The sequence below is a fragment of the Pantoea sp. GM01 genome (genome assembly GCF_000282675.1).
In the GTDB taxonomy this organism is placed as follows: domain Bacteria; phylum Pseudomonadota; class Gammaproteobacteria; order Enterobacterales; family Enterobacteriaceae; genus Pantoea; species Pantoea nemavictus.
Window position 1 is genome coordinate 39,428 of the sequence record NZ_AKIU01000004.1, and the last position, 20,841, is coordinate 60,268.

General features: G+C 54.3%; 23 protein-coding genes. 10 read left to right on the top strand and 13 right to left on the bottom strand.

Annotated elements, in window-relative coordinates:
• The first annotated feature begins 74 nt into the window (after positions 1 to 74).
• Positions 75 to 518, top strand: coding sequence for a DUF3574 domain-containing protein (locus tag PMI17_RS01215; protein WP_036619897.1), 444 nt, complete (start codon positions 75 to 77; stop codon positions 516 to 518).
• A 32-nt stretch (positions 519 to 550) separates the two neighbouring features.
• Here the strand turns inward: PMI17_RS01215 and PMI17_RS01220 are convergent, their stop codons facing one another.
• Entirely contained in the window at positions 551 to 1,735 is a 1,185-nt protein-coding gene (locus PMI17_RS01220) for a NupC/NupG family nucleoside CNT transporter (protein ID WP_007885289.1), read from the bottom strand.
• A 144-nt stretch (positions 1,736 to 1,879) separates the two neighbouring features.
• Between PMI17_RS01220 and rph the strand changes: the two genes are divergently transcribed.
• A complete protein-coding gene (gene rph, locus PMI17_RS01225) occupies positions 1,880 to 2,596 on the top strand; it encodes a ribonuclease PH (protein ID WP_007885290.1) in 717 nt (238 codons plus the stop codon).
• 49 nt (positions 2,597 to 2,645) lie between these two features.
• Positions 2,646 to 3,287 carry an orotate phosphoribosyltransferase gene (gene pyrE, locus PMI17_RS01230; RefSeq protein ID WP_007885291.1) on the top strand — a complete coding sequence of 214 codons (642 nt, stop codon included), beginning with the start codon at positions 2,646 to 2,648 and terminating at the stop codon, positions 3,285 to 3,287.
• A gap of 87 nt (positions 3,288 to 3,374) precedes the next feature.
• On the opposite strand, the gene slmA is transcribed toward pyrE, so the two are convergent.
• From slmA to coaBC, 3 genes are all read right to left on the bottom strand, one after another.
• The gene (gene slmA, locus PMI17_RS01235) at positions 3,375 to 3,971 is read right to left on the bottom strand and encodes a nucleoid occlusion factor SlmA (RefSeq protein WP_007885293.1); all 597 of its coding nucleotides are present in this window, start codon (positions 3,969 to 3,971) and stop codon (positions 3,375 to 3,377) included.
• 116 nt (positions 3,972 to 4,087) lie between these two features.
• On the bottom strand, positions 4,088 to 4,546 hold the full coding sequence (gene dut / locus PMI17_RS01240; protein WP_007885294.1) for a dUTP diphosphatase: 459 nt from the start codon (positions 4,544 to 4,546) through the stop codon (positions 4,088 to 4,090).
• Positions 4,524 to 5,744, bottom strand: a complete 1,221-nt coding sequence (gene coaBC / locus PMI17_RS01245) for a bifunctional phosphopantothenoylcysteine decarboxylase/phosphopantothenate--cysteine ligase CoaBC (RefSeq protein ID WP_007885295.1) — start codon at positions 5,742 to 5,744, stop codon at positions 4,524 to 4,526. The genes dut and coaBC overlap by 23 nt, the downstream gene beginning before the upstream one ends.
• Positions 5,745 to 5,933: 189 nt before the next feature.
• On the opposite strand from coaBC, the gene radC reads away from it, so the two are divergent.
• From radC to mutM, 4 genes are all read left to right on the top strand, one after another.
• A complete protein-coding gene (gene radC, locus PMI17_RS01250) occupies positions 5,934 to 6,590 on the top strand; it encodes a DNA repair protein RadC (RefSeq protein ID WP_007885296.1) in 657 nt (218 codons plus the stop codon).
• A 243-nt stretch (positions 6,591 to 6,833) separates the two neighbouring features.
• On the top strand, positions 6,834 to 7,070 hold the full coding sequence (rpmB, locus tag PMI17_RS01255; RefSeq protein WP_007885297.1) for a 50S ribosomal protein L28: 237 nt from the start codon (positions 6,834 to 6,836) through the stop codon (positions 7,068 to 7,070).
• A gap of 11 nt (positions 7,071 to 7,081) precedes the next feature.
• Positions 7,082 to 7,249: a 50S ribosomal protein L33 gene (rpmG, locus tag PMI17_RS01260; protein ID WP_003024094.1), complete on the top strand. Its 168-nt coding sequence runs from the start codon at positions 7,082 to 7,084 to the stop codon at positions 7,247 to 7,249.
• A 69-nt stretch (positions 7,250 to 7,318) separates the two neighbouring features.
• Entirely contained in the window at positions 7,319 to 8,128 is an 810-nt protein-coding gene (mutM, locus tag PMI17_RS01265) for a bifunctional DNA-formamidopyrimidine glycosylase/DNA-(apurinic or apyrimidinic site) lyase (RefSeq protein WP_007885299.1), read from the top strand.
• 1 nt (position 8,129) lies between these two features.
• Here the strand turns inward: mutM and coaD are convergent, their stop codons facing one another.
• From coaD to PMI17_RS01295, 6 genes are all read right to left on the bottom strand, one after another.
• Positions 8,130 to 8,615 carry a pantetheine-phosphate adenylyltransferase gene (coaD, locus tag PMI17_RS01270; RefSeq protein WP_007885301.1) on the bottom strand — a complete coding sequence of 162 codons (486 nt, stop codon included), beginning with the start codon at positions 8,613 to 8,615 and terminating at the stop codon, positions 8,130 to 8,132.
• Positions 8,612 to 9,388, bottom strand: a complete 777-nt coding sequence (locus tag PMI17_RS01275; RefSeq protein WP_007885303.1) for a glycosyltransferase family 2 protein — start codon at positions 9,386 to 9,388, stop codon at positions 8,612 to 8,614. Before PMI17_RS01275 ends, coaD begins: the two co-directional genes overlap by 4 nt.
• 3 nt (positions 9,389 to 9,391) lie before the next feature.
• Positions 9,392 to 10,666 carry a lipid IV(A) 3-deoxy-D-manno-octulosonic acid transferase gene (gene waaA / locus PMI17_RS01280; RefSeq protein WP_007885304.1) on the bottom strand — a complete coding sequence of 425 codons (1,275 nt, stop codon included), beginning with the start codon at positions 10,664 to 10,666 and terminating at the stop codon, positions 9,392 to 9,394.
• 85 nt (positions 10,667 to 10,751) lie between these two features.
• A complete protein-coding gene (locus tag PMI17_RS01285) occupies positions 10,752 to 11,885 on the bottom strand; it encodes a glycosyltransferase family 4 protein (RefSeq protein WP_007885305.1) in 1,134 nt (377 codons plus the stop codon).
• Positions 11,878 to 12,954 (bottom strand): putative lipopolysaccharide heptosyltransferase III, encoded by a 1,077-nt coding sequence (rfaQ, locus tag PMI17_RS01290; RefSeq protein WP_007885306.1) that lies wholly within the window; start codon positions 12,952 to 12,954, stop codon positions 11,878 to 11,880. The genes PMI17_RS01285 and rfaQ overlap by 8 nt, the downstream gene beginning before the upstream one ends.
• A gap of 73 nt (positions 12,955 to 13,027) precedes the next feature.
• The gene (locus PMI17_RS01295; protein ID WP_071531029.1) at positions 13,028 to 14,017 is read right to left on the bottom strand and encodes a glycosyltransferase; all 990 of its coding nucleotides are present in this window, start codon (positions 14,015 to 14,017) and stop codon (positions 13,028 to 13,030) included.
• Between the two features lie 165 nt (positions 14,018 to 14,182).
• Here PMI17_RS01295 and PMI17_RS01300 point away from each other — a divergent pair, with 165 nt between their 5' ends.
• The gene (locus PMI17_RS01300) at positions 14,183 to 15,202 is read left to right on the top strand and encodes a glycosyltransferase family 9 protein (RefSeq protein WP_007885309.1); all 1,020 of its coding nucleotides are present in this window, start codon (positions 14,183 to 14,185) and stop codon (positions 15,200 to 15,202) included.
• Here PMI17_RS01300 and PMI17_RS01305 read toward each other — a convergent pair.
• From PMI17_RS01305 to PMI17_RS01315, 3 genes are all read right to left on the bottom strand, one after another.
• On the bottom strand, positions 15,199 to 16,305 hold the full coding sequence (locus PMI17_RS01305; protein WP_007885310.1) for a glycosyltransferase: 1,107 nt from the start codon (positions 16,303 to 16,305) through the stop codon (positions 15,199 to 15,201). The genes PMI17_RS01300 and PMI17_RS01305 overlap by 4 nt on opposite strands.
• A 73-nt stretch (positions 16,306 to 16,378) precedes the next feature.
• Entirely contained in the window at positions 16,379 to 17,407 is a 1,029-nt protein-coding gene (tdh, locus tag PMI17_RS01310) for an L-threonine 3-dehydrogenase (protein ID WP_007885311.1), read from the bottom strand.
• An 11-nt stretch (positions 17,408 to 17,418) separates the two neighbouring features.
• Entirely contained in the window at positions 17,419 to 18,615 is a 1,197-nt protein-coding gene (locus PMI17_RS01315; protein WP_007885312.1) for a glycine C-acetyltransferase, read from the bottom strand.
• Positions 18,616 to 18,846: 231 nt separating this feature from the next.
• Between PMI17_RS01315 and rfaD the strand changes: the two genes are divergently transcribed.
• Both rfaD and rfaF read left to right on the top strand, forming a co-directional pair.
• On the top strand, positions 18,847 to 19,779 hold the full coding sequence (rfaD, locus tag PMI17_RS01320; protein WP_007885313.1) for an ADP-glyceromanno-heptose 6-epimerase: 933 nt from the start codon (positions 18,847 to 18,849) through the stop codon (positions 19,777 to 19,779).
• A 17-nt stretch (positions 19,780 to 19,796) separates the two neighbouring features.
• A complete protein-coding gene (gene rfaF, locus PMI17_RS01325) occupies positions 19,797 to 20,840 on the top strand; it encodes an ADP-heptose--LPS heptosyltransferase RfaF (protein ID WP_007885314.1) in 1,044 nt (347 codons plus the stop codon).
• Position 20,841: the final 1 nt, after the last annotated feature.

The following is a 20,841-nucleotide window of genomic DNA, read 5'->3' on the forward strand; positions in this document are numbered from 1 at the left end:
GAATAACAAAAAATTTCCGCTTTTGGCGACAGGCACTTATGCTTAGCGCTGGTTCACATCTTGAGGATGAAGTGATGTTCCGCTCTGTGGCTCTCCCGGTTTTATTGACCTTCCTGCTCGCTGGATGTCAGGCGCCTTCGACACCGCGTGAACAAATTCCGCCCAACACGGCACCCGTAGCAGTATGCGGTTCTGGTGAAGTCATGATGCAAACGACATTGTGGTTTGGCATGAATAAGCCAAAAGGCGGCACGGTGAGCAGCCTTGAGTGGCAACAATTTGTCGATAACGATGTGACTCCGCGCTTCAAAGACGGGCTGTCGGTATATGACGCGAAGGGACAGTGGCTGGGCGAAAACGGTAAGCTGGCGCGAGAAAACAGTAAGGCGCTGATGCTGATTCACCATCCCGATCACAGCAGCTCGGAGAGTATTAACGGATTACGTGACATCTATAAAAAGCGTTTCGAGCAGGAATCCGTAATGCGTGTTGATTCACTGGTGTGCGTGGCGTTTTAAATAAAGGGCGGCCGCTCAGCCGCCCTTTATCATCAGATAAACAGCCCGGCAAATGCGGCAGAGAGCAGGCTCACCAGCGTTGAGCCATAAACCAGCTTCCAGCCAAATCGTGAGACCACATTGCCCTGCTTTTCATTCAGACCTTTGATCGCCCCGGCAACAATGCCGATAGAGGCGAAGTTAGCGAACGATACCAGGAACACCGACAGAATGCCCAGCCCGCGTGGCGTCATCTCAGCGGCGACTTTCTTCAGCTCAATCATCGCGACAAACTCATTCGCCACCAGCTTGGTCGCCATAATACTGGCTGCCTGCAGCGCATCGGCGGACGGAATACCCACCAGCCACGCAAACGGATAGAACACATAACCAAGCAGATGTTGGAAGCTGTAGCCGAATACCGCCGCGAACAGCGCATTTATCGCCGCAATCAGCGCGATAAAACCAATCAGCATTGCCATGATAATCATCGCCACTTTAAAACCGGCGAGAATGTATTCCCCCAGCATCTCAAAGAAACTTTGATCTTCGTGCAGCTTATCCAGCGCAATCTGTTCTTCATTTTCCGGACGCGTCGGATTGATGATCGACAGAATAATAAAGGTGCTGAACATGTTGAGCAGCAGCGCCGCAACCACATATCTGGCATCAATCATCGACATATAGGCCCCGACAATCGACAGAGAAACTGTCGACATCGCGGTTGCGGCCATGGTGTACATACGCGGTGCGGAGATATCGCCGAGAATGCCTTTATAAGCGATAAAGTTCTCCGACTGGCCGAGAATCAAGGTACTGACGGCGTTAAAGGACTCCAGCTTGCCCATGCCGTTCACTTTCGACAGTAGCGTGCCAAAGAAACGAATCAGCAGCGGCAGAATACGCCAGTGCTGCAAAATACCAATCAGGGCAGAAATAAACACAATCGGGCACAGTACGCCGAGGAAAATAAATGCCAGGCCCTGATCGGCCATATTGCCAAACACAAAGTTGGTACCCTGAGCGGCATAGGTCAGCAAGGTTTCGAAGAAGCCGCCGACGGCGGTAACCACGGATTGGCCACCGGCAGAATGCAGGAAAAACCAACCCAGCGCCGCTTCTACGATCAGCAGTTGAATAATAAAACGCGGACGAATCCGTTTGCGGTCATGGCTGACCAACAGCGCAAGGGCAAAGATCACCACCAGCGCCAGCAGAAAATGCAGTATCGCTATCATCGTTTATCTTTTTTAGGGAGGAAACGCGCATTTAGCCACAGCCACAGCGGAATTTCATCCGGGATTGCGCCGATCGCGGGCAGGACAGCCGCGCATGAAGTCCGTATAATGCGCAGCCAAACCTAAGCAAGCCGGAGAGAAACCATGCGTCCAGCAGGCCGTAGTGCATCAGAAACACGTCCCGTCACCCTTACTCGTCACTACACCAAACATGCAGAAGGCTCTGTGCTGGTTGAGTTCGGTGAAACCAAAGTGCTGTGCACCGCCACCGTTGAAGAGAGCGTGCCGCGTTTCCTTAAAGGCAAAGGCCAGGGCTGGATTACCGCGGAATATGGCATGCTGCCGCGTTCTACCCACAGCCGCATGGCGCGTGAAGCGGCTAAAGGTAAGCAAGGCGGACGTACGCTGGAGATTCAACGTCTGATTGCGCGTTCACTGCGCGCCGCAGTGGATCTGGAAGCCTTAGGTGAATTTACTATCACACTGGATTGCGACGTGATTCAGGCCGATGGCGGCACGCGTACCGCTTCTATTACCGGTGCCTGCGTGGCATTAGCTGATGCGTTAAATGCATTGGTTGCCGCAGGCAAACTGAAAGCCAGCCCGTTGAAAGGTATGGTGGCGGCAATTTCCGTCGGCATCGTGGGCGGTGAAGCGCTGTGCGATCTGGAATACGTGGAAGATTCCGCCGCTGAAACTGACATGAACGTGGTGATGACCGAGGATGGTCGCATGATTGAAGTGCAGGGCACCGCAGAAGGTGAACCGTTCAGCCACGAAGAGTTACTGCAGCTGCTGGCGCTGGCGCGAGGCGGCATTGAGCAGTTGATTCAGGCGCAAAAAGCAGCGCTAGCGAATTGATGTAACAGGCGACCTTAGAGTCGCCTTTTCTTTATTTGAGGAGTGAGAAATGAAAGCCTGGCAGCGTCAGTTTATTGAATTCGCCCTGAACAAAGGGGTACTGAAGTTTGGTGAGTTCACCCTAAAGTCGGGTCGTATTAGCCCCTATTTCTTTAACGCCGGATTGTTTAATACCGGCCGCGATTTAGCGCTGCTGGGCCGTTTCTACGCGCAGGCACTGGTGGATGGCGGAGTTGATTTCGACCTGCTGTTTGGCCCGGCGTATAAAGGCATTCCCATTGCCACCACCACCGCGGTGGCGCTGGCCGATCATCACGAGCGCGACGTGCCTTACTGCTTCAATCGCAAAGAAGCCAAAGATCATGGCGAAGGTGGCTTGCTGGTGGGCAGCCCGCTCCAAGGCAAAGTGATGCTGGTGGACGATGTGATTACCGCCGGCACCGCGATTCGTGAATCGATGGATATTATCAGCGCGCATAACGCGACTTTAGCGGGTGTGCTGATTTCGCTGGATCGTCAGGAGCGTGGTCGCAGCGATATTTCAGCCATCCAGGAAGTGGAGCGTGACTACAAGTGTAAAGTCACCGCCATTATTACGCTGGCTGAGTTGATTGATTATCTGGAAGAGAAGCCAGAGATGGCTGACCATCTGGCGAAAGTGCGCGCGTATCGCAAAGAGTACGGGATTTAATTATTCGGCAATTGTGCGTTCGGTAATGAGGTTGCCATGAATGGCAACCCTACAGTGTAGGGTCGGCATTCATGCTGATCTGCTCTTTTAAACCAACTGCGCAGCCATCAGCGGCCAGCGGCTATCGAAATCCGCGGTAGGGCGAAAACGGAATTCGGAACGCACATAGCGCGACAGCAATCCTTCGCAGAACGCCAGCAGCTGGCTCGCCAACAGCGTTTCATCGTTCTGAAAACCTTCGCCATCACGCATTTTCTTCTCGCGCATCACCTGACGCAGCTGCACTTCAATACGTTCAAACAGCTGATTGATACGGCCTTGCAGGCGATCCTGTTCAAACATCAGTGCGTGGCCGGTCAAAATGCGCGTCAGCCCCGGATTACGCTCACCAAATCCCAGAATCAGCTGCACGATTAAACGCAGTCGCGTCAGCGTCTCTTTTTCATCTTTCAGGATCAGATTGATGCGGGTAATCAGACTGTCTTCAATAAACTCGATGAGGCTATCGAACATCCGCGTTTTGCTGGGAAAGTGGCGGTACAACGCCGCTTCTGAAACGCCTACATTGGCTGCCAGCTTCGCGGTGGTGATGCGCTGACTGCCATCGCCCGACTCCAGCATCTGCGCCAGCGCCTGCAAAATCTCTTCGCGACGATTCCGTTTCGCGACTTTTTTTTCTGCCATGACCTTCAACACCCCTGAAATTCACCAAAAACAGGCAATACTGCCTCATCTGCCACAGACAAAGCGGCCCGTGGCGACAAGAAATAAAAAGATGGCTAAGCGAAAAGTGTCGCGTGTTACTGGCGGCCTGAGTGACCGAATCCGCCCGCACCGCGGTCGCTGGTGTCAAAATCTTCCACCAGGTTAAATTCGGCCTGTACCACCGGCACGAAGACCAGCTGCGCCAGACGGTCGCCCGGCTGCAGCGTGAAGCTGTCCTGACCACGGTTCCAGACGGAAACCATCAGCTGTCCCTGATAATCGGAGTCGATTAAACCGACCAGATTGCCCAGCACGATGCCATGTTTATGGCCAAGGCCAGAGCGCGGCAGAATGACGGCGGCAAGCGCAGGATCGGCGATGTGAATCGCCAGGCCTGTTGGTACCAACGTGGTCATGCCCGGTGCGATTTCCAGTGCGTCATCCAGGCAGGCGCGCAAATCGAGACCAGCGGAACCAGAGGTTGCATAGGTTGGCAGCGGAAATTCGTTGCCCACGCGTGCATCAAGAATTTTAACGTCGATTTTTTTCATCATAACGGCTGACAATCTCGTCTATTAATTGTTGGCCAAGGAGCGTCTTATCACTGAGCGGTAAGACTTTCTCTCCTTCCTGCCAAAAAAGGTGAAGAGCATTGGTGTCGCTATTGAAGCCCTGACCCGCCTGCGCCACATCATTGGCACAAATCAGATCGAGGTTTTTTCGCGCCCGTTTTTGCCGCGCGTATTCTTCCACATTCTGGGTTTCAGCAGCAAATCCCACAACGTAAGGGCGATTTTCCTGCAACGCCGCTACGCCTGCGACAATATCGGGGTTCTTCACCAACTGCAGCGTGACGTTATCATCGCCACCCTGTTTTTTGATTTTCTCTGCGGCAATCGTGGCCGCCCGGTAGTCTGCCACGGCTGCGCTGGCAATGAAAATATGTTGTTGCCCGATTTGCGCCATCACTGCTGCTTCCATCTCTAACGCGCTATCGACATCTACGCGCTGCACGCCTGGCGGTGTTGAAAGCGCAACCGGGCCCGCTACCAGCGTCACCTTCGCACCGCGTTTTGCCGCGGCGGCGGCAATCGCAAAGCCCATCTTACCTGAGCTGTGATTGCTGATATAACGCACCGGGTCGAGCGCTTCGCGGGTTGGGCCGGCGGTGATCATAATGTTAAGATGTTGCAGATCGTTGACGGGCGCAGCCCATTCTAATGCGTACGCCACAATCGCCAGCGGATCGAGCATCCGGCCAGGACCAATATCGCCGCAGGCCTGGCTGCCGCTGTCGGGTCCCCAAATCAGCACGCCGCGTTGATGCAGATGCTGCAGATTCTCCTGGGTTATCGCGGCACGGTACATTTGCTGATTCATGGCGGGAACAATCGCGAGAGGCGCATCGCTGGCGAGACACGCCGTGGTGACCAGATCGTTCGCCATGCCGGCGGTGACGCGGGCAATCAGATCGGCAGTTGCGGGGGCTAACACAATCAAATCAGCCCACTTCGCCAGTTCAATATGGCCCATTGCTGCTTCTGCTGCTGGGTCGAGAAGGTCATCAAATACCGGATAACCGGAGACCGCCTGCAGGCTCAGCGGCGTAATAAAGGCTTTGGCCGCTTCGGTCATCATCACGCGCACATCTGCACCGCGATCGCGCAGTCGACGCACCAACTCCGGTGCTTTATACGCGGCAATGCCGCCGCTCACGCCCAGCAGAATTTTTTTACCGGCTAATCCCGTCATGTTCTTCGCCTCAACTTAAAGCAGATTGCCGCATTAATGGCGGCAGATGCAGGCAACTTTATCACAAAATCGGTAGCTCGCCTTTTCACTGCCTGCGGCCTTTGCGAGCCGCCTCTGAAATCGCGTTTTGTCTGCTGGCACGACGAGTGGCAGAGGCGCAGAATCGCCACAACGCAGGGAGAACAACGCATGACGGAACTGGCACCACGGGAAAAACTGTTGTTAATGGGCGCGGAGATGTTGAGTGATGCGGAGTTACTGGCGATTTTCTTGCGCACCGGTACCAGCAGCACCAGCGTGCTGTTGCTGGCGCATCAGATGCTGAACGAGTTTGGCTCGCTCTATCGCATTATGACGGCCAGCCAGCAGGAGCTTGGACAGATTAAGGGCGTGGGCAGCGCTAAGATGACGCAGCTGTATGCGATAGCGGAACTGGGACGGCGTTTCTTTGCCAGCCAGCTGGCGCGAGAAAATGTGATGGAAAATCCACAGGTGACACGCCATTACCTGCAGAGCGTGCTGGCGCATGAGGAACGGGAAGTGTTTATGGCACTGTTCCTTGATAATCAGCATCGCGTATTACAGGCGCAGAAGATGTTTTCAGGGTCGATTGCCAGCGTGGAGGTGCACCCGCGTGAAATCGTGCGCGAGGCCCTGAAACTCAACGCAGCGGCCGTCATTCTGGCGCACAATCATCCTTCCGGCATTGCCGAACCCAGCCGGGCAGATCGTGATATCACCGGTAAAGTTGGCCAGGCGTGCGCGCTGCTTAATATCCGTTTACTTGATCATTTGGTGATCGGTCACGGCGAGTTTACCTCTTTCGCTGAGCGTGGTTGGTTGTAATTCAGCGATTCAATTGAACAGAAATGAGGCATTTTTGCGCGATCCAGAGGGATCTTTATCTGTTCGGGACTTGAGCACTCAGGCTGAGCGGCGTATACTACGCCACCTTTGAGAATCTCGGGTTTGGCGTTTGGGCCAGCTTAGCGGGTTCACATGGAACTCGCCTGGGCGGGCTAAGGCCTGACGAGGCGGCCAAAACCTAGTTTTTAAAGCTCGAGCTGATTTGATTTTTGGAGAATAGAAATGTCACGAGTCTGCCAGGTAACTGGAAAGCGTCCGGTAACGGGTAACAACCGTTCCCACGCAATGAACGCGACGAAACGCCGTTTCCTGCCGAACCTGCACTCTCACCGTTTCTGGGTTGAGAGCGAAAAGCGCTTCGTTACTCTGCGTGTATCTGCTAAAGGTATGCGTGTTATTGATAAAAAGGGCATCGATACGGTTCTGACCGAAATCCGCGCCCGTGGTGAGAAGTACTAAGGAACTGAATCATGGCTAAAGGTATTCGTGAGAAGATCAAGCTGGTTTCCTCTGCTGGTACAGGTCACTTCTATACCACCACGAAGAACAAACGTACTAAACCAGAGAAATTAGAACTGAAAAAGTTCGATCCGGTTGTACGTCAGCACGTTCTCTACAAAGAAGCTAAAATTAAGTAATTTTAGTGTTCTGAGAAAAACCCGGCTTCGGCCGGGTTTTTTGTTTCTGCGATTCGTTGAGGAGATGAGATGCCTGAATTACCTGAGGTAGAAACCAGTCGTCGCGGTATCGAACCCCACATGGTTGGTGCCACGATTCTGCATGCGGTAGTGCGTAATCCCCGTTTGCGCTGGCCGGTCTCGCATGAAATTCACGCATTAAGCGACCAACCGGTATTGAGTGTGCAGCGTCGCGCCAAATATCTGCTGCTCGAACTGCCGCATGGCTGGATCATCATTCACCTCGGCATGTCCGGCAGCCTGCGTGTGCTACCCGGCGAACAGCCCGCAGCCAAACATGACCACGTCGATTTGGTGATGAGCAACGGCAAAGTGCTGCGTTACACCGATCCACGGCGTTTTGGTGCCTGGCTGTGGAGCAATGACCTTGCAGGCAGCAGTGTGCTGGCGCATCTTGGACCAGAGCCATTAAGCAGCGAATTTGATGGCTCATACCTGTTTGAAAAGTCGCGCGGCAAACGCACGGTGATTAAACAGTGGCTGATGGATAACAAGGTTGTGGTGGGCGTCGGGAACATCTACGCCAGCGAGTCGCTGTTTACCGCCGGGATCTTGCCCGATCGTTCAGCGATGAGTTTGAGTCAGGAGGAAGCGGAACTGCTGGTTAACACCATCAAAGCGGTATTGCTGCGCTCGATTGAGCAGGGCGGCACCACGCTGCGTGATTTCCTGCAGACCGACGGTAAACCCGGCTACTTCGCGCAGGAGCTGCAGGTTTATGGTCGCGCCGGTGAGCCTTGCCGAGCCTGCGGTACGCCGATTGTCAGCGGCAAGCATGGCCAGCGCAGTACCTTCTGGTGCCCACGCTGCCAGCACTGAGTTAAGGCTGAGCCAGTCGCGCCAGTAACGCCTTGTGCACTACGTCAGGCAGAAATGCCTGCACGTCACCGGCATGGCGCGCCACTTCTTTTACCAGCGAAGAAGAGACGAAGGAGAAACCTTCTGACGGCATCAGAAACACACTCTCCAGCGTTGGCAACAGGTGACGATTCATCTGCGCCAGCTGCAGCTCATACTCAAAATCTGATACCGCACGCAAACCGCGCACCAGCACGTTAGCGTTCTGTGCCTGGGCAAAATTCGCCATCAAATCGCTGAAACCAATCACTTCCACATTCGATAAATGCGCAGTGACCTGACGCGCCATATCGACGCGCTCATCCAGGCTGAACAACGGCTTTTTACTCGGACTGGCGGCAATCGCCACAACGATGTGATTAAACATCTTCGCTGCCCGCGTCACAATATCCAGATGACCCAAGGTAAAGGGATCAAAGGTGCCGGGATAAATCGCTTTCGTACTCATACGCGACCTTGTGTTGAGGTGTGATGCAGCGCCCACAGCGCCGAATATTTGTTGAAGGTGTACTGCGCGTTGACCACCGCTAAAATCCAGCCCTGTTTACCGTCAAGAAAACCGGCGCGCAGCAGCAGCGTTTTTACAAACGCGCCGAGCGTGTGGCTAAAGATGGAGAACAGCCCGCAGCGTTTTCCGCGCTGAAAACGCTCCTGCGCCCAGGCTTCGGCATAATTCATCTGTTTACGCTGAAACGCAATCAGGTCACGACAGGTTAGATGTTGCAGATCGCCCACCAGTTTCACCACTGGCGCACCTTGCGTCTCGAGTGATTCGTGTACCAGGTTGTCGTTGTAATTGAGCTTGCGCGGATAGAGGCGCATTACGCGGTCGGGATACCAACCGCTGTGGCGCATAAACCGACCAAGAAACAGATTACTGCGCCCGAGGCTGTAAACATTATCCGAAGCGGGCTGGATGAGAACCTGCTCAATGGCATCACGCAGTTCTGGCGTGACGCGCTCGTCAGCATCGATCATCAAAATCATATCGCCCTGCGCATGCGCCTGCGCGCGCTGACGCTGTTTGCCAAACCCTTCCCAGCCTTCAGCCTGGAAGACCTGCGCGCCGTGATCGCGTGCCACCTGTACGGTGTTATCAGTACTACCGGAATCCAGTACCACAATCTCATCAGCCCAACTGACGGAAGCCAGCGCCTCCGGCAGCAGTTCAGCTTCGTTTTTAGCGATCATCACCACAGAGAGACGTTGGCGTTGCGACATGAGTTAGTGAGCTCGCGGCGGTAAATGAGGTTCGAGTAACTGTAGCAGACGCTGTAATGCGCCCTGATTCTGATGCAACACTTCCACAGCATGGCGGCCGTAGTAGCGGCGATAATCGTCATCCTGCAGCAAGTTCGCGACTTCTTTCTGTAGCGATACCACGTCAGTGACGGTAATCAGCCCTTCGGCCTGCTGCAATTTGGCGCAGATATCTTTGAAGTTCCAGATGTGCGGGCCCATCAGCACCGGAATGGCATGCGCCGCCGGCTCCAGCGGATTATGTCCACCGCGCTCTACCAGGCTGCCGCCAACAAAGGCGAGGTCAGCAATGCCGTACAGCATCATCAATTCGCCCATAGTGTCGCCAATCACCACTTGTGTGGAACTTGAGGGAATTTCACCGCTGCTGCGCAGCGTAAAGCTGAAGCCGCGTTTTTGCGTCAGATCGCAGGCATCTTTGAAACGTTCCGGGTGGCGCGGCACCAAAATCAGCAGCAGATCCGGGAATTGCTGCAACAGGCGGCGATGGGCATCGAGCACAATCGCTTCTTCGCCTTCATGAGTGCTGGTAGCGATCCATACCGGACGGCGCGACGCCCACTGACGACGCAGCGTCACCGCTTTGGCCGCCAGCTCTGGCGTCACCGAGATATCAAACTTCAGGCTGCCCGTAACGGTCAGATGCGAACGTTTCAGACCAAGGCTGAGAAAACGATCGCCATCTTCGGCGTTTTGCGCGGCAATCAGCGTAATGCGTTGCAGCAAATCACGCATAAAGCCACCGAGTTTTTTGTAGCCTTTGGCCGAGCGTTCAGACAGGCGCGCGTTGGCAATCACCAGCGGAATTTTGCGCTGATGCAAAATGCGAATAATGTTTGGCCACAGCTCGGTCTCCATGATGATCACCAGTCGCGGGTCGACGGTATCGAGGAAACGATTGATCGAGCCTGGCAGATCATAAGGCAAATAAACGTGGTGCACGTCTTTACCAAACGCTGATTGCGCCCGCTCAGAGCCGGTTGGCGTCATGGTGGTGACGGTAATCGGTAGCGTTGGGTAGCGGTGGCGCAGAGCGCGCACCAGCGGCACCGCCGCCAGCGTTTCGCCGACGGAAACGGAATGCAGCACAATGCCATGTGGCAGGACTTTGCCGCTACAGTAGCCGTAGCGTTCTGCCCAGCGTTTACGGTAGGCCGGTGCTTTTCGACCGCGCAGCCACAGGCGCAGCCAGATTAGTGGCTGAATCAGGTAGAGCAAGGCTGTGTATAGAGTCGTCATAGTTACCGTTACGACAGAATCGCGTCAAAAAACAGATGAAAGGCGGCATGTTATCAGAAACTAGCCACCTGCTCATACCCCTTCATCAGCGGCTTTGCAGCACCTGCTGATAAAGTGAAGTCAGCGCCTGCGCCAGTCGCTGCGGACCAAAAGGTTCAATTCTGCGCCGTGCAGCTTCGCCCATGGCAGAATTGTGTGAAAGTGCCGGTGTGGCTTTTACTGCTTCGTTTAACGCGTTGATATCTAATGCATCGCAGACAAAACCTTCCTGCCCCGCGGTGATAAATTCCGCGCCGCCGCAGCCGGTGCTGGTGATCACCGCCAGCCCGCAGGCCATCGCTTCCAGTACCACGTTAGGGAAGGGATCATAAAGCGTTGGCAGCAGCAGCGCGTCAGCCGCATGGTAGAACGGTTGCACATCTTGCTGCACGCCGACAAAGCGCAAACGCTCCAGACAATTAAGCTGATTAGCCAGCTGCTGGTAGCGCGACAGCTGCTTATCCTGACCAACCACCACCAGATAGCGATCGCTTTTCGCCACGGCTTCAATCGCCGCCTTCAGTCCTTTGCGCTCAAAACCCGAGCCGACGTAAATCATCACCGTCGCCTCTTGCGGCAGCTTCAGCTGCTGGCGGGCTGCATGGCGCAATGCTTCGCTGGCAGGCTGGAAGCGCTGACTATCAATGGCGTTATGAATCACATGGATCTTGCTAGCATCGAGCGTGAAGTTGCGCAAGATATCCTGCTTCACCATCTCTGAATTACAGATCACCGCCTTTAACGACGGTGCGTTGAACATCTCGTTTTCCGCCTGCAATACGTAGCGATGATAAGGACTTAGGCTGGCGCTTAAACGCTGCCAGGGCGACACAATGCGCGCGCGCTGTTCCAGCCATACGCGGTGTACGCCATCGCCAGCGCGGAAGATATCGCACCCGGCAATGCGCTCATGGCTCTGCACAATATCGAATTTTTCCCGCTCCCAGCAGGCGCGTGCGGCGCGCGCAAAACCACGCTCACGCGAGATGCGGCCGAATTTAGCCGGATTACAGATATGCAGATGCCATGCCGGATTCGGCGTGCCCTGCCAGCTGCGGGTAATAATGTTGAGATCGAGCTGCTCGCTGTCCAGCGCTTCCAGTGCACGTGAAATAAAACGTTCGGCACCGCCATCTGGACGATATTTCTGCCGGACGATAGCCAGGCGTAACTTACTCATGCAAAAAACTCCGGGCGGCCACAATCACATCCTCAACGGGAATGGCAGAAAGATAGCGCTGTTGCGTATTGGTATCGATCGCGTCTGGTGACGGCAGCGGGCCATAATCACCGGCCCAAATCACGCGGTTGTTCTCGCCCCACGGTCGCCAGTGCTGCAGTTTGGTTGGGCCAAACAGCGCGAGGCAGGGCGTCTCCAGCGCGGCAGCCATGTGCATTGGCGCAGAATCCACGCCGATAAACAGCTGTGCGGCATCAATAAGTGCAGCCAGCTGCGGCAAGGAGAGTTCACCGGCCAAAGACACCACATTAGGGCTATGGCACAGCGCTTGAATATTGGCGATCATCGCCCGCTCTTTCTGGTCCGGCGCAGCGGTCAGTACCACAATGCGACCTTCGGCGGCGAGTGCATCAATCAACTGTGCCACCTTTTCATCTTCCCAGCATTTGAACAGCCAGCGTGAAGTGGGCTGAAGCACAATAAACGGGGAATTTACTGCATGCTGTGCCAGCACATCCTGCACTTTCTGTTGGTCGGCAGCGCTGAAATGCATTGAGGCTTTGGCGCCGGCTGCGCTGATACCCAGCGGCCTGAGCGCGGCCATATTCTGCTCAACCGTATGCAGCTGGTTATGATCGTCGGTACTCACCAGCTGGTTATGTATCCAGCGCCACAAAGCCTGGCTGCGTTTGGGGAAAGCAAAACCAATGCGCACCGGTGCGCCAGAAAGTCCGGTAATGATGGCGCTACGCCACTGGTCGGCGAGGTTAATCACGATGTCGTAATGGCAGGCGCGCACTGCGGAAATCAGTGCCATTTCATGACGGAATTTCTGCCAGCCACCCTCTTTCTTCCAGTTGCGATCGATAATGTGTAACTGGCGAATAGCGGGATGTGCTTCCAACATCGGAGAGGTTTCTTTATAGAGCAGAACGTCGATGTTGGCCTGTGGATAGCGCTGGCGAAGCGCATTGATCGCCGGCGTAGTCAGCAGCATATCGCCATGATGGCGTAGCTTGATTAATAGAATGTTTTTCGCCGCAAATGGGTCTGGAATCGGACTTGCCATACTCAAATGATCTCAGAATTCAGTCAGCTGATTGTAGGGCAAACCCCACAGGCGTGAAAGCCAGGCGTAGCGCTTATTTCCTGCGCCAGCGATAAATCCGGCTCAGCCATAACAGCAGCTGATACCACTGCTGTACGCCGCGCGCGTTACGCAACATGCGTTTGTGCGTTTGCGTGGCAAACAGGTCTGCAATCATCGCCTGGCGTGCGGACTCGTCGGGCTCACGGCGAATACAGTGACAAACGCTGAGTGCCTCATGGGTAATCTGGTAGTGAAACGCCGGGTAGATTTTCACTTTATGGCGATAGCGTGCATTGATCTCTTCCAGCAATTGCGCAATTTTCAGGTAATGGCGCTGATATTCCACGTTGCGCTGACCGGTGCGCTTACGGTTGCTGATAGAGGCATCATGCATGTAATAGCAATACAGCACCTGGTCGGTATAGCGCACCCGTTTGGCATTCAGCATGAACTCGGTGGTCCAGGGAATGTCCTGATGGTGCAGGCCTGGCTCAAAATCGAGTTTTATCTGTTCGATTAATTCGCGGCGGTAAATTCCTAACCACACCACATGCATATAACGATGCGTTTGCAGCGCTTTGTTGAGCCACTCTGGACCGCTCAGCACCTCGGTGCTGGTCAGGCGATCGAGCGGAATCAGAGGTTTCACTTGCTGGCTGGCTTTAAAAAACCACTCCGCATTGCACTGTGCGGCATCGAGATTATCGCGTTCTGCCATCTCAACCAGCGTTTGATACATCGCCGGATCCATGGTGTCGTCAGCATCCGGAAACGAAACATACTTGCCACGTGCCAACGCTAAGCCGGCATTGCGGGCGCGTGATACGCCGCCATTTGCCTGGTGGATGACCTCAACATGTTGGTATTGCTGCGCATAAGCGTCAGCACAGGCACCCGAACCGTCAGTGGAACCATCATCGACGATGATGATTTCCAGCGAGGTTAATGTTTGTGCCAGCAGCGACTGCATGAAAGACTCAAACATCGCACCTGCATTAAACATAGGTGTGATGACAGTGAGTAATGGTGTTTTATTCGACATGGCTTAACTAATAATTTACGTATCTATGAGGTTAATTATTAGTAAGGAACTCAGAACTTATTACACAATAATGGTCAAAAGCGTTTTGCTCGTTAGCATTCCTGCATCTTTAAGAGTTTGTCGACGCTGAACGTTCGATAAAAACTCCTCAATCTGGGCATCAGCATGAAAAATATTCTCGTGATTAGGCGCGACAACATTGGCGACATGGTGTGTACTACGCCGCTACTGGAAGGTTTGAAACTGGCTTTTCCCGATGCAAAGCTGACGCTGCTGGTGAACAAAGTTGCTGAGGATGTGGTGAGCCATAATCCACATGTTGATCGCTTATATGTTTATAAGAAAGCCAAGCATCGCAGTAAAAACGAAACCACGCTGGGCGTTTACTGGCAGCGCGTGAAGGTCATGCTGGCGCTGCGTAAAACACGCTTTGATGCCACGATTCTGGCGAATCCTGTGCCGTGCAAATATAGCCTGCGGTTGGCGAAAATGGCCGGTGCAGGTAACGTAATTGGCGCGGCTCAGACTGATGCCGAGCTTGATCATCCTTTCCAGAAAAGCGATTTCCGTGGCGAGCATCAGGTTGAACACACCTATTCGTATCTCTCAGCGCTGACCCAAACTCCGCCAGCCGTCCCTGCGGTCAATCTCTATCTTTCCGCAAGCGAACGTGAAGTGGCGGCTAAGCGCGTTAGCGCACTGTTCCCCCAACCGGGCAAAGTTTACGGCGTGCACATCAGCAGTCGCAGCCCTAAACGCCGCTGGCCGGTGGCGTCTTATGCGGCTTTTATCAATAAGCTGCTGGAGGATGAACAGGCACAGGTACTGGTGTTTTGGTCGCCGCAGGGAACGCTTGATCTCAATGATAAAGGGGATGCGGCACGCAGCGATGAGCTGATGCAATGCGTGAACTCACCGCGGGTGGCGCGCTATCCCACCGCATCGGTTCGCGAATTGGTGGCAGGTTTTGATCGCTGTGAGCAGATTCTGTGTAGCGATGGTGGGCAGATGCATCTTGCCGCCGGGTTGCATAAAAAACAGGTAGTTTTCTTTGGCGATACTGACGCCAGCCAATGGCATCCGTGGTCGGGGGAGTATCAAATTATGCAGACCGATTCGGGCGAGTGTCGTGATATCTCACTAGAAACGGTCTGGCAGGCGTGGCAGCAATTGCAGCAGCGTTAACGTGACGCGAGTTCGACATATTGACGGCTGATGGCCGTCACATCGTATTGATTAAGTGCCTCTTCATTTATTTCCGGCAGTTGTTCATAAACCTCGACCATTTTGCGGGCTAATGCGCCCGCATCAATCTCGGTGAGCATTTCTGGCATGCCGGCTTTGACCAGAATTTCCTCTGGACCGCCCGGGCAGCGGGTACTGATTACCGGCGTGCCAAGCATCAAAGACTCCACGATCACATTGCCAAAACCTTCGCTGTCCGAACTCATCACCATCAGGTGCGCATGTTTGATGTACGGGAACGGGTTGGATTGAAAACCGAGGAATAGCACGCGATCGGCAATGTTGAGCGTTTGTGCCAGCTGTTTCGCTGCGGCAATGCGTTCTTCAGTGCCGGTGCCAAGCAGCACCAGCTTAGCGCGAGATGCCAGTCCAGATTGCGCAAAGGCTTCCAACAGACGATCCTGGCGTTTTTGCGGATGGATGCGCGCCACGTTGATCACGTATTCACTGCCAGCCAAATCGCAGGCGTCATTCGCGCGCGCGCGTAATGCTTGTAAATCAAACGGATTGTTGATGACGGCGGTTTTGGCGGGGTGCACATCCATCACATCAACCATGTCATCCAGCACGGCTTGCGACACAGCAGTGATATTACGCTGTTGATAAATGCCGGCCATTTTGCGCTTTTTCAGCCAGTAGTTGAGTCCTTTACGGTGTCCCAAATAGGTTGAAGAGAGCACGCCATGAATGCAGTACCACAAGCGGGCTGCATCGATAGCTTTACTGCGCGCAACGATGCGGTCAGTTTTATGCAGATTGGAAATGACCAGGTCGTACTTGCCGTTCTGCGCCTCATCCTGACGTAACACTTCATCAAGCTTATTAGCGCGACGCGACAATTCGGTCAGCTTGCGCCACGGCGCACTGCTGGGTGAGGTAATCACACGATATTCAATGCCTTCAGGCAGCGCATAGGCGCAGGTTTCATCAAGTGAATAGAGCGTAACGTGATGTCCCATTTTATGAATCGATTCGCTCAGGGTTAACACGACTTTTTCCGCGCCGCCGCCCGGTAAACCATCAATAATCATCAAAATGCGCATATCACGTCCAAATGAGTGGCCAGTAAGAGCGCCCTTTATACCGTTTAGGTACTCAGGACGCTACACCGCGCGATTAATCCCAGCTCAATACCACTTTGCCGGATCGCCCCGAACGCATCTCATCAAAGCCCTGTTGGAACGCATCAATGTGATAACGATGGGTAATGATTGGCGTTAGATCGAGGCCAGACTGTACCAGTGCGGCCATTTTGTACCAGGTTTCAAACATCTCACGGCCGTAAATGCCTTTGATGAATAACCCCTTAAAGATCACCTGATTCCAGTCAATGGACATTTCGCCCGGTGGAATTCCCAGCAGCGCGATGCGGCCGCCGTGGTTCATGACGTCCAGCAAGGTACGAAACGCGGGTGGCGCACCGGACATTTCCAGTCCAACATCAAAGCCTTCGGTCATGCCAAGTTCGGCCATCACGTCACGCAGATTCTCCTGCGCCACATTAACCGCACGCGTTACGCCCATTTTACGCGCCAGCTCGAGGCGATATTCATTGATATCGGTGATCACCACATGGCGTGCGCCGACGTGCTTACACACCGCAGCCGCCATAATACCAATCGGGCCGGCACCGGAAATCAGTACATCTTCACCGACTAAATCAAACGACAGCGCGGTGTGAACCGCATTGCCAAAGGGATCGAAAATGGCCGCCAGCTCATCAGAGATATTGTCGGGAATCTTGAAAGCATTAAAAGCCGGGATCACCAGATATTCGGCGAAGCAGCCCTGACGATTGACGCCGACACCGACCGTATTGCGGCATAAATGGGTGCGTCCCGCACGGCAGTTACGGCAATGACCGCAGGTGATGTGGCCTTCACCGGATACGCGATCGCCAATGGCAAAACCTTTCACTTCCTGCCCCATGCCCACCACTTCACCCACATATTCGTGTCCGGTGATCATCGGTACCGGAATGGTTTTGCGTGACCAGTCGTCCCAGTTATAGATGTGCACGTCGGTGCCGCAGATGGCGGTTTTGCGGATCTTAATCAGCAGGTCATTGTGGCCCGGCTCCGGAATCGGAGCGTCGTTGACCATCCAGATGCCTTCTTCAGCTTTTAATTTGGCGAGTGCTTTCATGTACCTGCTCCTTAAGCGATAACGCCCAGCTGCTGACCAATGCGCGTAAAGGCGGCAACCGCGTGTTCCAGCTGTGCCTGTGTATGTCCGGCCGAAATTTGTGTACGGATACGCGCCTGGCCTTGCGGCACCACTGGATAGAAGAAACCGGTGACGTAAATGCCTTCCTGCTGTAACAGGCTGGCGAATTGCTGCGCCACTTTGGCATCGCCCAGCATCACGGGAATGATGGCGTGGTCGGCTCCAGCCAGTGTGAAACCAGCGGCGGTCATTTGTTCGCGGAAGAAGCGCGCGTTTTCCCAGAGTCGCTGGCGTAAACCATCGCCTTCGCTCAGTAACTCCAGCACGCGCAGCGAGGCAGCCACAATCGCCGGTGCCAGTGAGTTGGAGAACAGGTAAGGGCGCGAGCGCTGGCGCAGCCATTCCACAACCTCTTTCTTCGCTGCCACATAACCACCGGATGCGCCGCCCAGCGCTTTGCCCAGCGTGCCGGTCAGGATGTCGACGCGATCCATCACGCCGCAATATTCGTGCGTGCCGCGCCCGGTCGAGCCGACAAAGCCCACTGCATGCGAATCATCAACCATCACCAGTGCATCGAACTCATCCGCCAGATCGCAAATCCCCTGCAGATTGGCAATCACGCCATCCATAGAAAACACGCCGTCGGTGGCGATTAGGATATGACGCGCGCCTTTGTCGCGTGCTTCCTGCAAGCGTGCGCGCAGTTCGCGCATGTCATTGTTGGCATAACGATAGCGCTGCGCTTTGCACAGACGCACGCCATCAATGATCGATGCATGATTGAGTGCATCCGAAATAATCGCGTCTTCCGCGCTGAGCAGCGTTTCAAACAGGCCGCCGTTGGCATCAAAGCAGGAGGAAAACAGAATGGCGTCTTCCATACCAAGGAATTCGGCTAACTTGTGCTCGAGCTGCTGGTGGATGTCCTGCGTGCCGCAGATAAAGCGCACTGAGGCCATGCCGAAGCCGTGTGAATCCATGCCGTCTTTCGCCGCCTGGATTAATGCCGGATGATTAGCTAAACCCAAATAGTTATTGGCGCAAAAGTTGATGACGGGCGGGCTATTAGCGACGTTGATTTCCGCCTGCTGCGCCGACGTGATGGTGCGTTCTTGTTTGAACAATCCGTCGTGACGTGTTGTCTCAAGCTGTTGACGAATTTGCGAATAAAACTGACTGGACATGATTCTGCTCCTCAGATAGCAAAATTTTGGCACATATTACTGATCGAAAAGCGAATAGACGATATTTCAGCCATCAATATCTCGGTTTTGCAGCATAGTTCACGCTGCGGACAGGATTTGTGCAGCGCTTCCGGAGTCATCTGGCTGCCTGCGTCTGGCTGAAATGTTATGATGTTAGGCATTCGTGGGTGAAACCTCCTGTTGCACCCCAACTCTTTAAAGGCAAAGCATATGATTATCGTAACCGGTGGCGCTGGCATGATTGGCAGCAACATTGTTAAAGCGCTGAACGACCGCGGTCTTACCGACATTTTGGTGGTGGATAATCTGAAGGATGGCACCAAGTTCGTGAATCTGGCCGATCTCGATATCGCTGATTACATGGATAAAGAGGAGTTCCTCAGCTACATCATGTCTGGCGAAGATCTGGGTCCAATCGAAGCGGTATTCCATGAAGGTGCTTGCTCGGCAACGACCGAATGGGATGGCAAGTACATGATGGATAACAACTATCAGTACTCAAAAGATCTGCTGCATTTCTGTCTGGAGCGTGAAATCCCGTTCCTGTACGCCTCTTCTGCCGCGACGTACGGTGGCCGCAATGAGAACTTCATCGAAGAGCGCCAGTACGAGCAGCCGCTGAACGTCTACGGCTACTCAAAAATGCTGTTCGATCACTATGTGCGCCAGATTCTGCCAGAAGCCGAATCACCGGTATGCGGATTCCGTTACTTCAACGTCTATGGTCCGCGTGAAGGTCATAAAGGTGGCATGGCCAGCGTGGCGTTCCATCTCAATACGCAGATCGGCAATGATGAAAATCCGAAGTTGTTCGAAGGCAGCGATGGCTTCCGCCGCGACTTTATCCATGTCGATGATGTGGTTGCCGTAAATCTGTGGTGCTGGGAAAACGGCGTATCCGGTATTTATAACTGCGGTACCGGCCGTGCCGAGTCTTTCCAGGAAGTGGCGGATGCGGTGCTGAACTTCCATCAGAAAGGCCAGATTGAGTACATTCCATTCCCGGATAAGCTGAAAGGTCGCTATCAGGCGTTTACTCAAGCCGATCTCACTAATCTGCGTGCAGCCGGTTACGACAAGCCATTTAAAACCGTCGCGCAAGGCGTGGGCGAATACATGGCCTGGCTAAACCGTAGCGTATAAGGAAAGCGGCTCCAGCGATGAAAATTCTGGTTATTGGCCCATCATGGGTCGGCGATATGATGATGTCGCAAAGTCTCTATCGCACGCTCAAGGCTGAGCATCCTGAGGCGGTGATCGATGTGATGGCGCCGGCCTGGTGCCGCCCGTTACTGTCGCGCATGCCGGAAGTGAACCAGGCACTGGCGATGCCGCTCGGGCATGGCGCATTAGCGCTGGGTGAGCGGCACCGTTTGGGGAAAACCCTGCAGGCGAGCGGCTATGACCGCGCCTATGTGTTGCCGAACTCCTTCAAATCAGCGCTGGTGCCGTTTTTTGCCGGAATCAAACGTCGCACCGGTTGGCGCGGCGAGATGCGTTATGGCGTATTGAATGACGTACGCGTGCTGGATAAAGCGGCGTTTCCGTTGATGGTGGAGCGCTATGTGGCGCTCAGCTACGACAAACCGCTCGCTTCAGCCCAGCAACTGCCGCAGCCGTTGCTATGGCCGCAACTGCGTGTTGATGACGATGAGAAACGCATGACGGCGGCGCAGTTTGCGCTGTCAGCCGATCGTCCGGTCATCGGTTTTTGCCCGGGCGCCGAGTTCGGACCGGCAAAACGCTGGCCGCACTACCATTACGCCGCGCTGGCAGAACAGTTGATTGGCGAAGGTTATCAGGTGGTGCTGTTCGGTTCGGCGAAAGATCGTGAAACCGGCGATACCATTATTCAAACGCTGCCGGAAGCGGCACGTGTACATTGCCGCAATCTGGCTGGCGATACGCAACTGGAGCAAGCGGTGATTCTGGTGGCGAACTGCGCCGCCGTTGTCAGTAACGATTCGGGTTTAATGCACATTGCAGCTGCGCTGAATCGTCCACTGGTGGCGCTGTATGGCCCAAGCAGCCCGGATTTCACTCCGCCGTTGTCCCAGCATGCTCGCATTATTCGTTTGATCACCGGCTATCATAAAGTCCGCAAAGGCGATGCCGAGCAGGGTTATCACCAAAGCCTGATTGATATTCAGCCGGCGCGTGTTCATCAGGAATTGAGCGCGTTGCTGCATCCGGTGCAGGAGTAGA

Coding starts and splice junctions, on each gene's coding strand:
- PMI17_RS01215 (WP_036619897.1), top strand. CDS start 75: ATGTTCCGCTCTGTGGCTCTCCCGGTTTTATTGACCTTCCTGCTCGCT.
- PMI17_RS01220 (WP_007885289.1), bottom strand. CDS start 1,735: ATGATAGCGATACTGCATTTTCTGCTGGCGCTGGTGGTGATCTTTGCC.
- rph (WP_007885290.1), top strand. CDS start 1,880: ATGCGTCCAGCAGGCCGTAGTGCATCAGAAACACGTCCCGTCACCCTT.
- pyrE (WP_007885291.1), top strand. CDS start 2,646: ATGAAAGCCTGGCAGCGTCAGTTTATTGAATTCGCCCTGAACAAAGGG.
- slmA (WP_007885293.1), bottom strand. CDS start 3,971: ATGGCAGAAAAAAAAGTCGCGAAACGGAATCGTCGCGAAGAGATTTTG.
- dut (WP_007885294.1), bottom strand. CDS start 4,546: ATGATGAAAAAAATCGACGTTAAAATTCTTGATGCACGCGTGGGCAAC.
- coaBC (WP_007885295.1), bottom strand. CDS start 5,744: ATGACGGGATTAGCCGGTAAAAAAATTCTGCTGGGCGTGAGCGGCGGC.
- radC (WP_007885296.1), top strand. CDS start 5,934: ATGACGGAACTGGCACCACGGGAAAAACTGTTGTTAATGGGCGCGGAG.
- rpmB (WP_007885297.1), top strand. CDS start 6,834: ATGTCACGAGTCTGCCAGGTAACTGGAAAGCGTCCGGTAACGGGTAAC.
- rpmG (WP_003024094.1), top strand. CDS start 7,082: ATGGCTAAAGGTATTCGTGAGAAGATCAAGCTGGTTTCCTCTGCTGGT.
- mutM (WP_007885299.1), top strand. CDS start 7,319: ATGCCTGAATTACCTGAGGTAGAAACCAGTCGTCGCGGTATCGAACCC.
- coaD (WP_007885301.1), bottom strand. CDS start 8,615: ATGAGTACGAAAGCGATTTATCCCGGCACCTTTGATCCCTTTACCTTG.
- PMI17_RS01275 (WP_007885303.1), bottom strand. CDS start 9,388: ATGTCGCAACGCCAACGTCTCTCTGTGGTGATGATCGCTAAAAACGAA.
- waaA (WP_007885304.1), bottom strand. CDS start 10,666: ATGACGACTCTATACACAGCCTTGCTCTACCTGATTCAGCCACTAATC.
- PMI17_RS01285 (WP_007885305.1), bottom strand. CDS start 11,885: ATGAGTAAGTTACGCCTGGCTATCGTCCGGCAGAAATATCGTCCAGAT.
- rfaQ (WP_007885306.1), bottom strand. CDS start 12,954: ATGGCAAGTCCGATTCCAGACCCATTTGCGGCGAAAAACATTCTATTA.
- PMI17_RS01295 (WP_071531029.1), bottom strand. CDS start 14,017: ATGTCGAATAAAACACCATTACTCACTGTCATCACACCTATGTTTAAT.
- PMI17_RS01300 (WP_007885309.1), top strand. CDS start 14,183: ATGAAAAATATTCTCGTGATTAGGCGCGACAACATTGGCGACATGGTG.
- PMI17_RS01305 (WP_007885310.1), bottom strand. CDS start 16,305: ATGCGCATTTTGATGATTATTGATGGTTTACCGGGCGGCGGCGCGGAA.
- tdh (WP_007885311.1), bottom strand. CDS start 17,407: ATGAAAGCACTCGCCAAATTAAAAGCTGAAGAAGGCATCTGGATGGTC.
- PMI17_RS01315 (WP_007885312.1), bottom strand. CDS start 18,615: ATGTCCAGTCAGTTTTATTCGCAAATTCGTCAACAGCTTGAGACAACA.
- rfaD (WP_007885313.1), top strand. CDS start 18,847: ATGATTATCGTAACCGGTGGCGCTGGCATGATTGGCAGCAACATTGTT.
- rfaF (WP_007885314.1), top strand. CDS start 19,797: ATGAAAATTCTGGTTATTGGCCCATCATGGGTCGGCGATATGATGATG.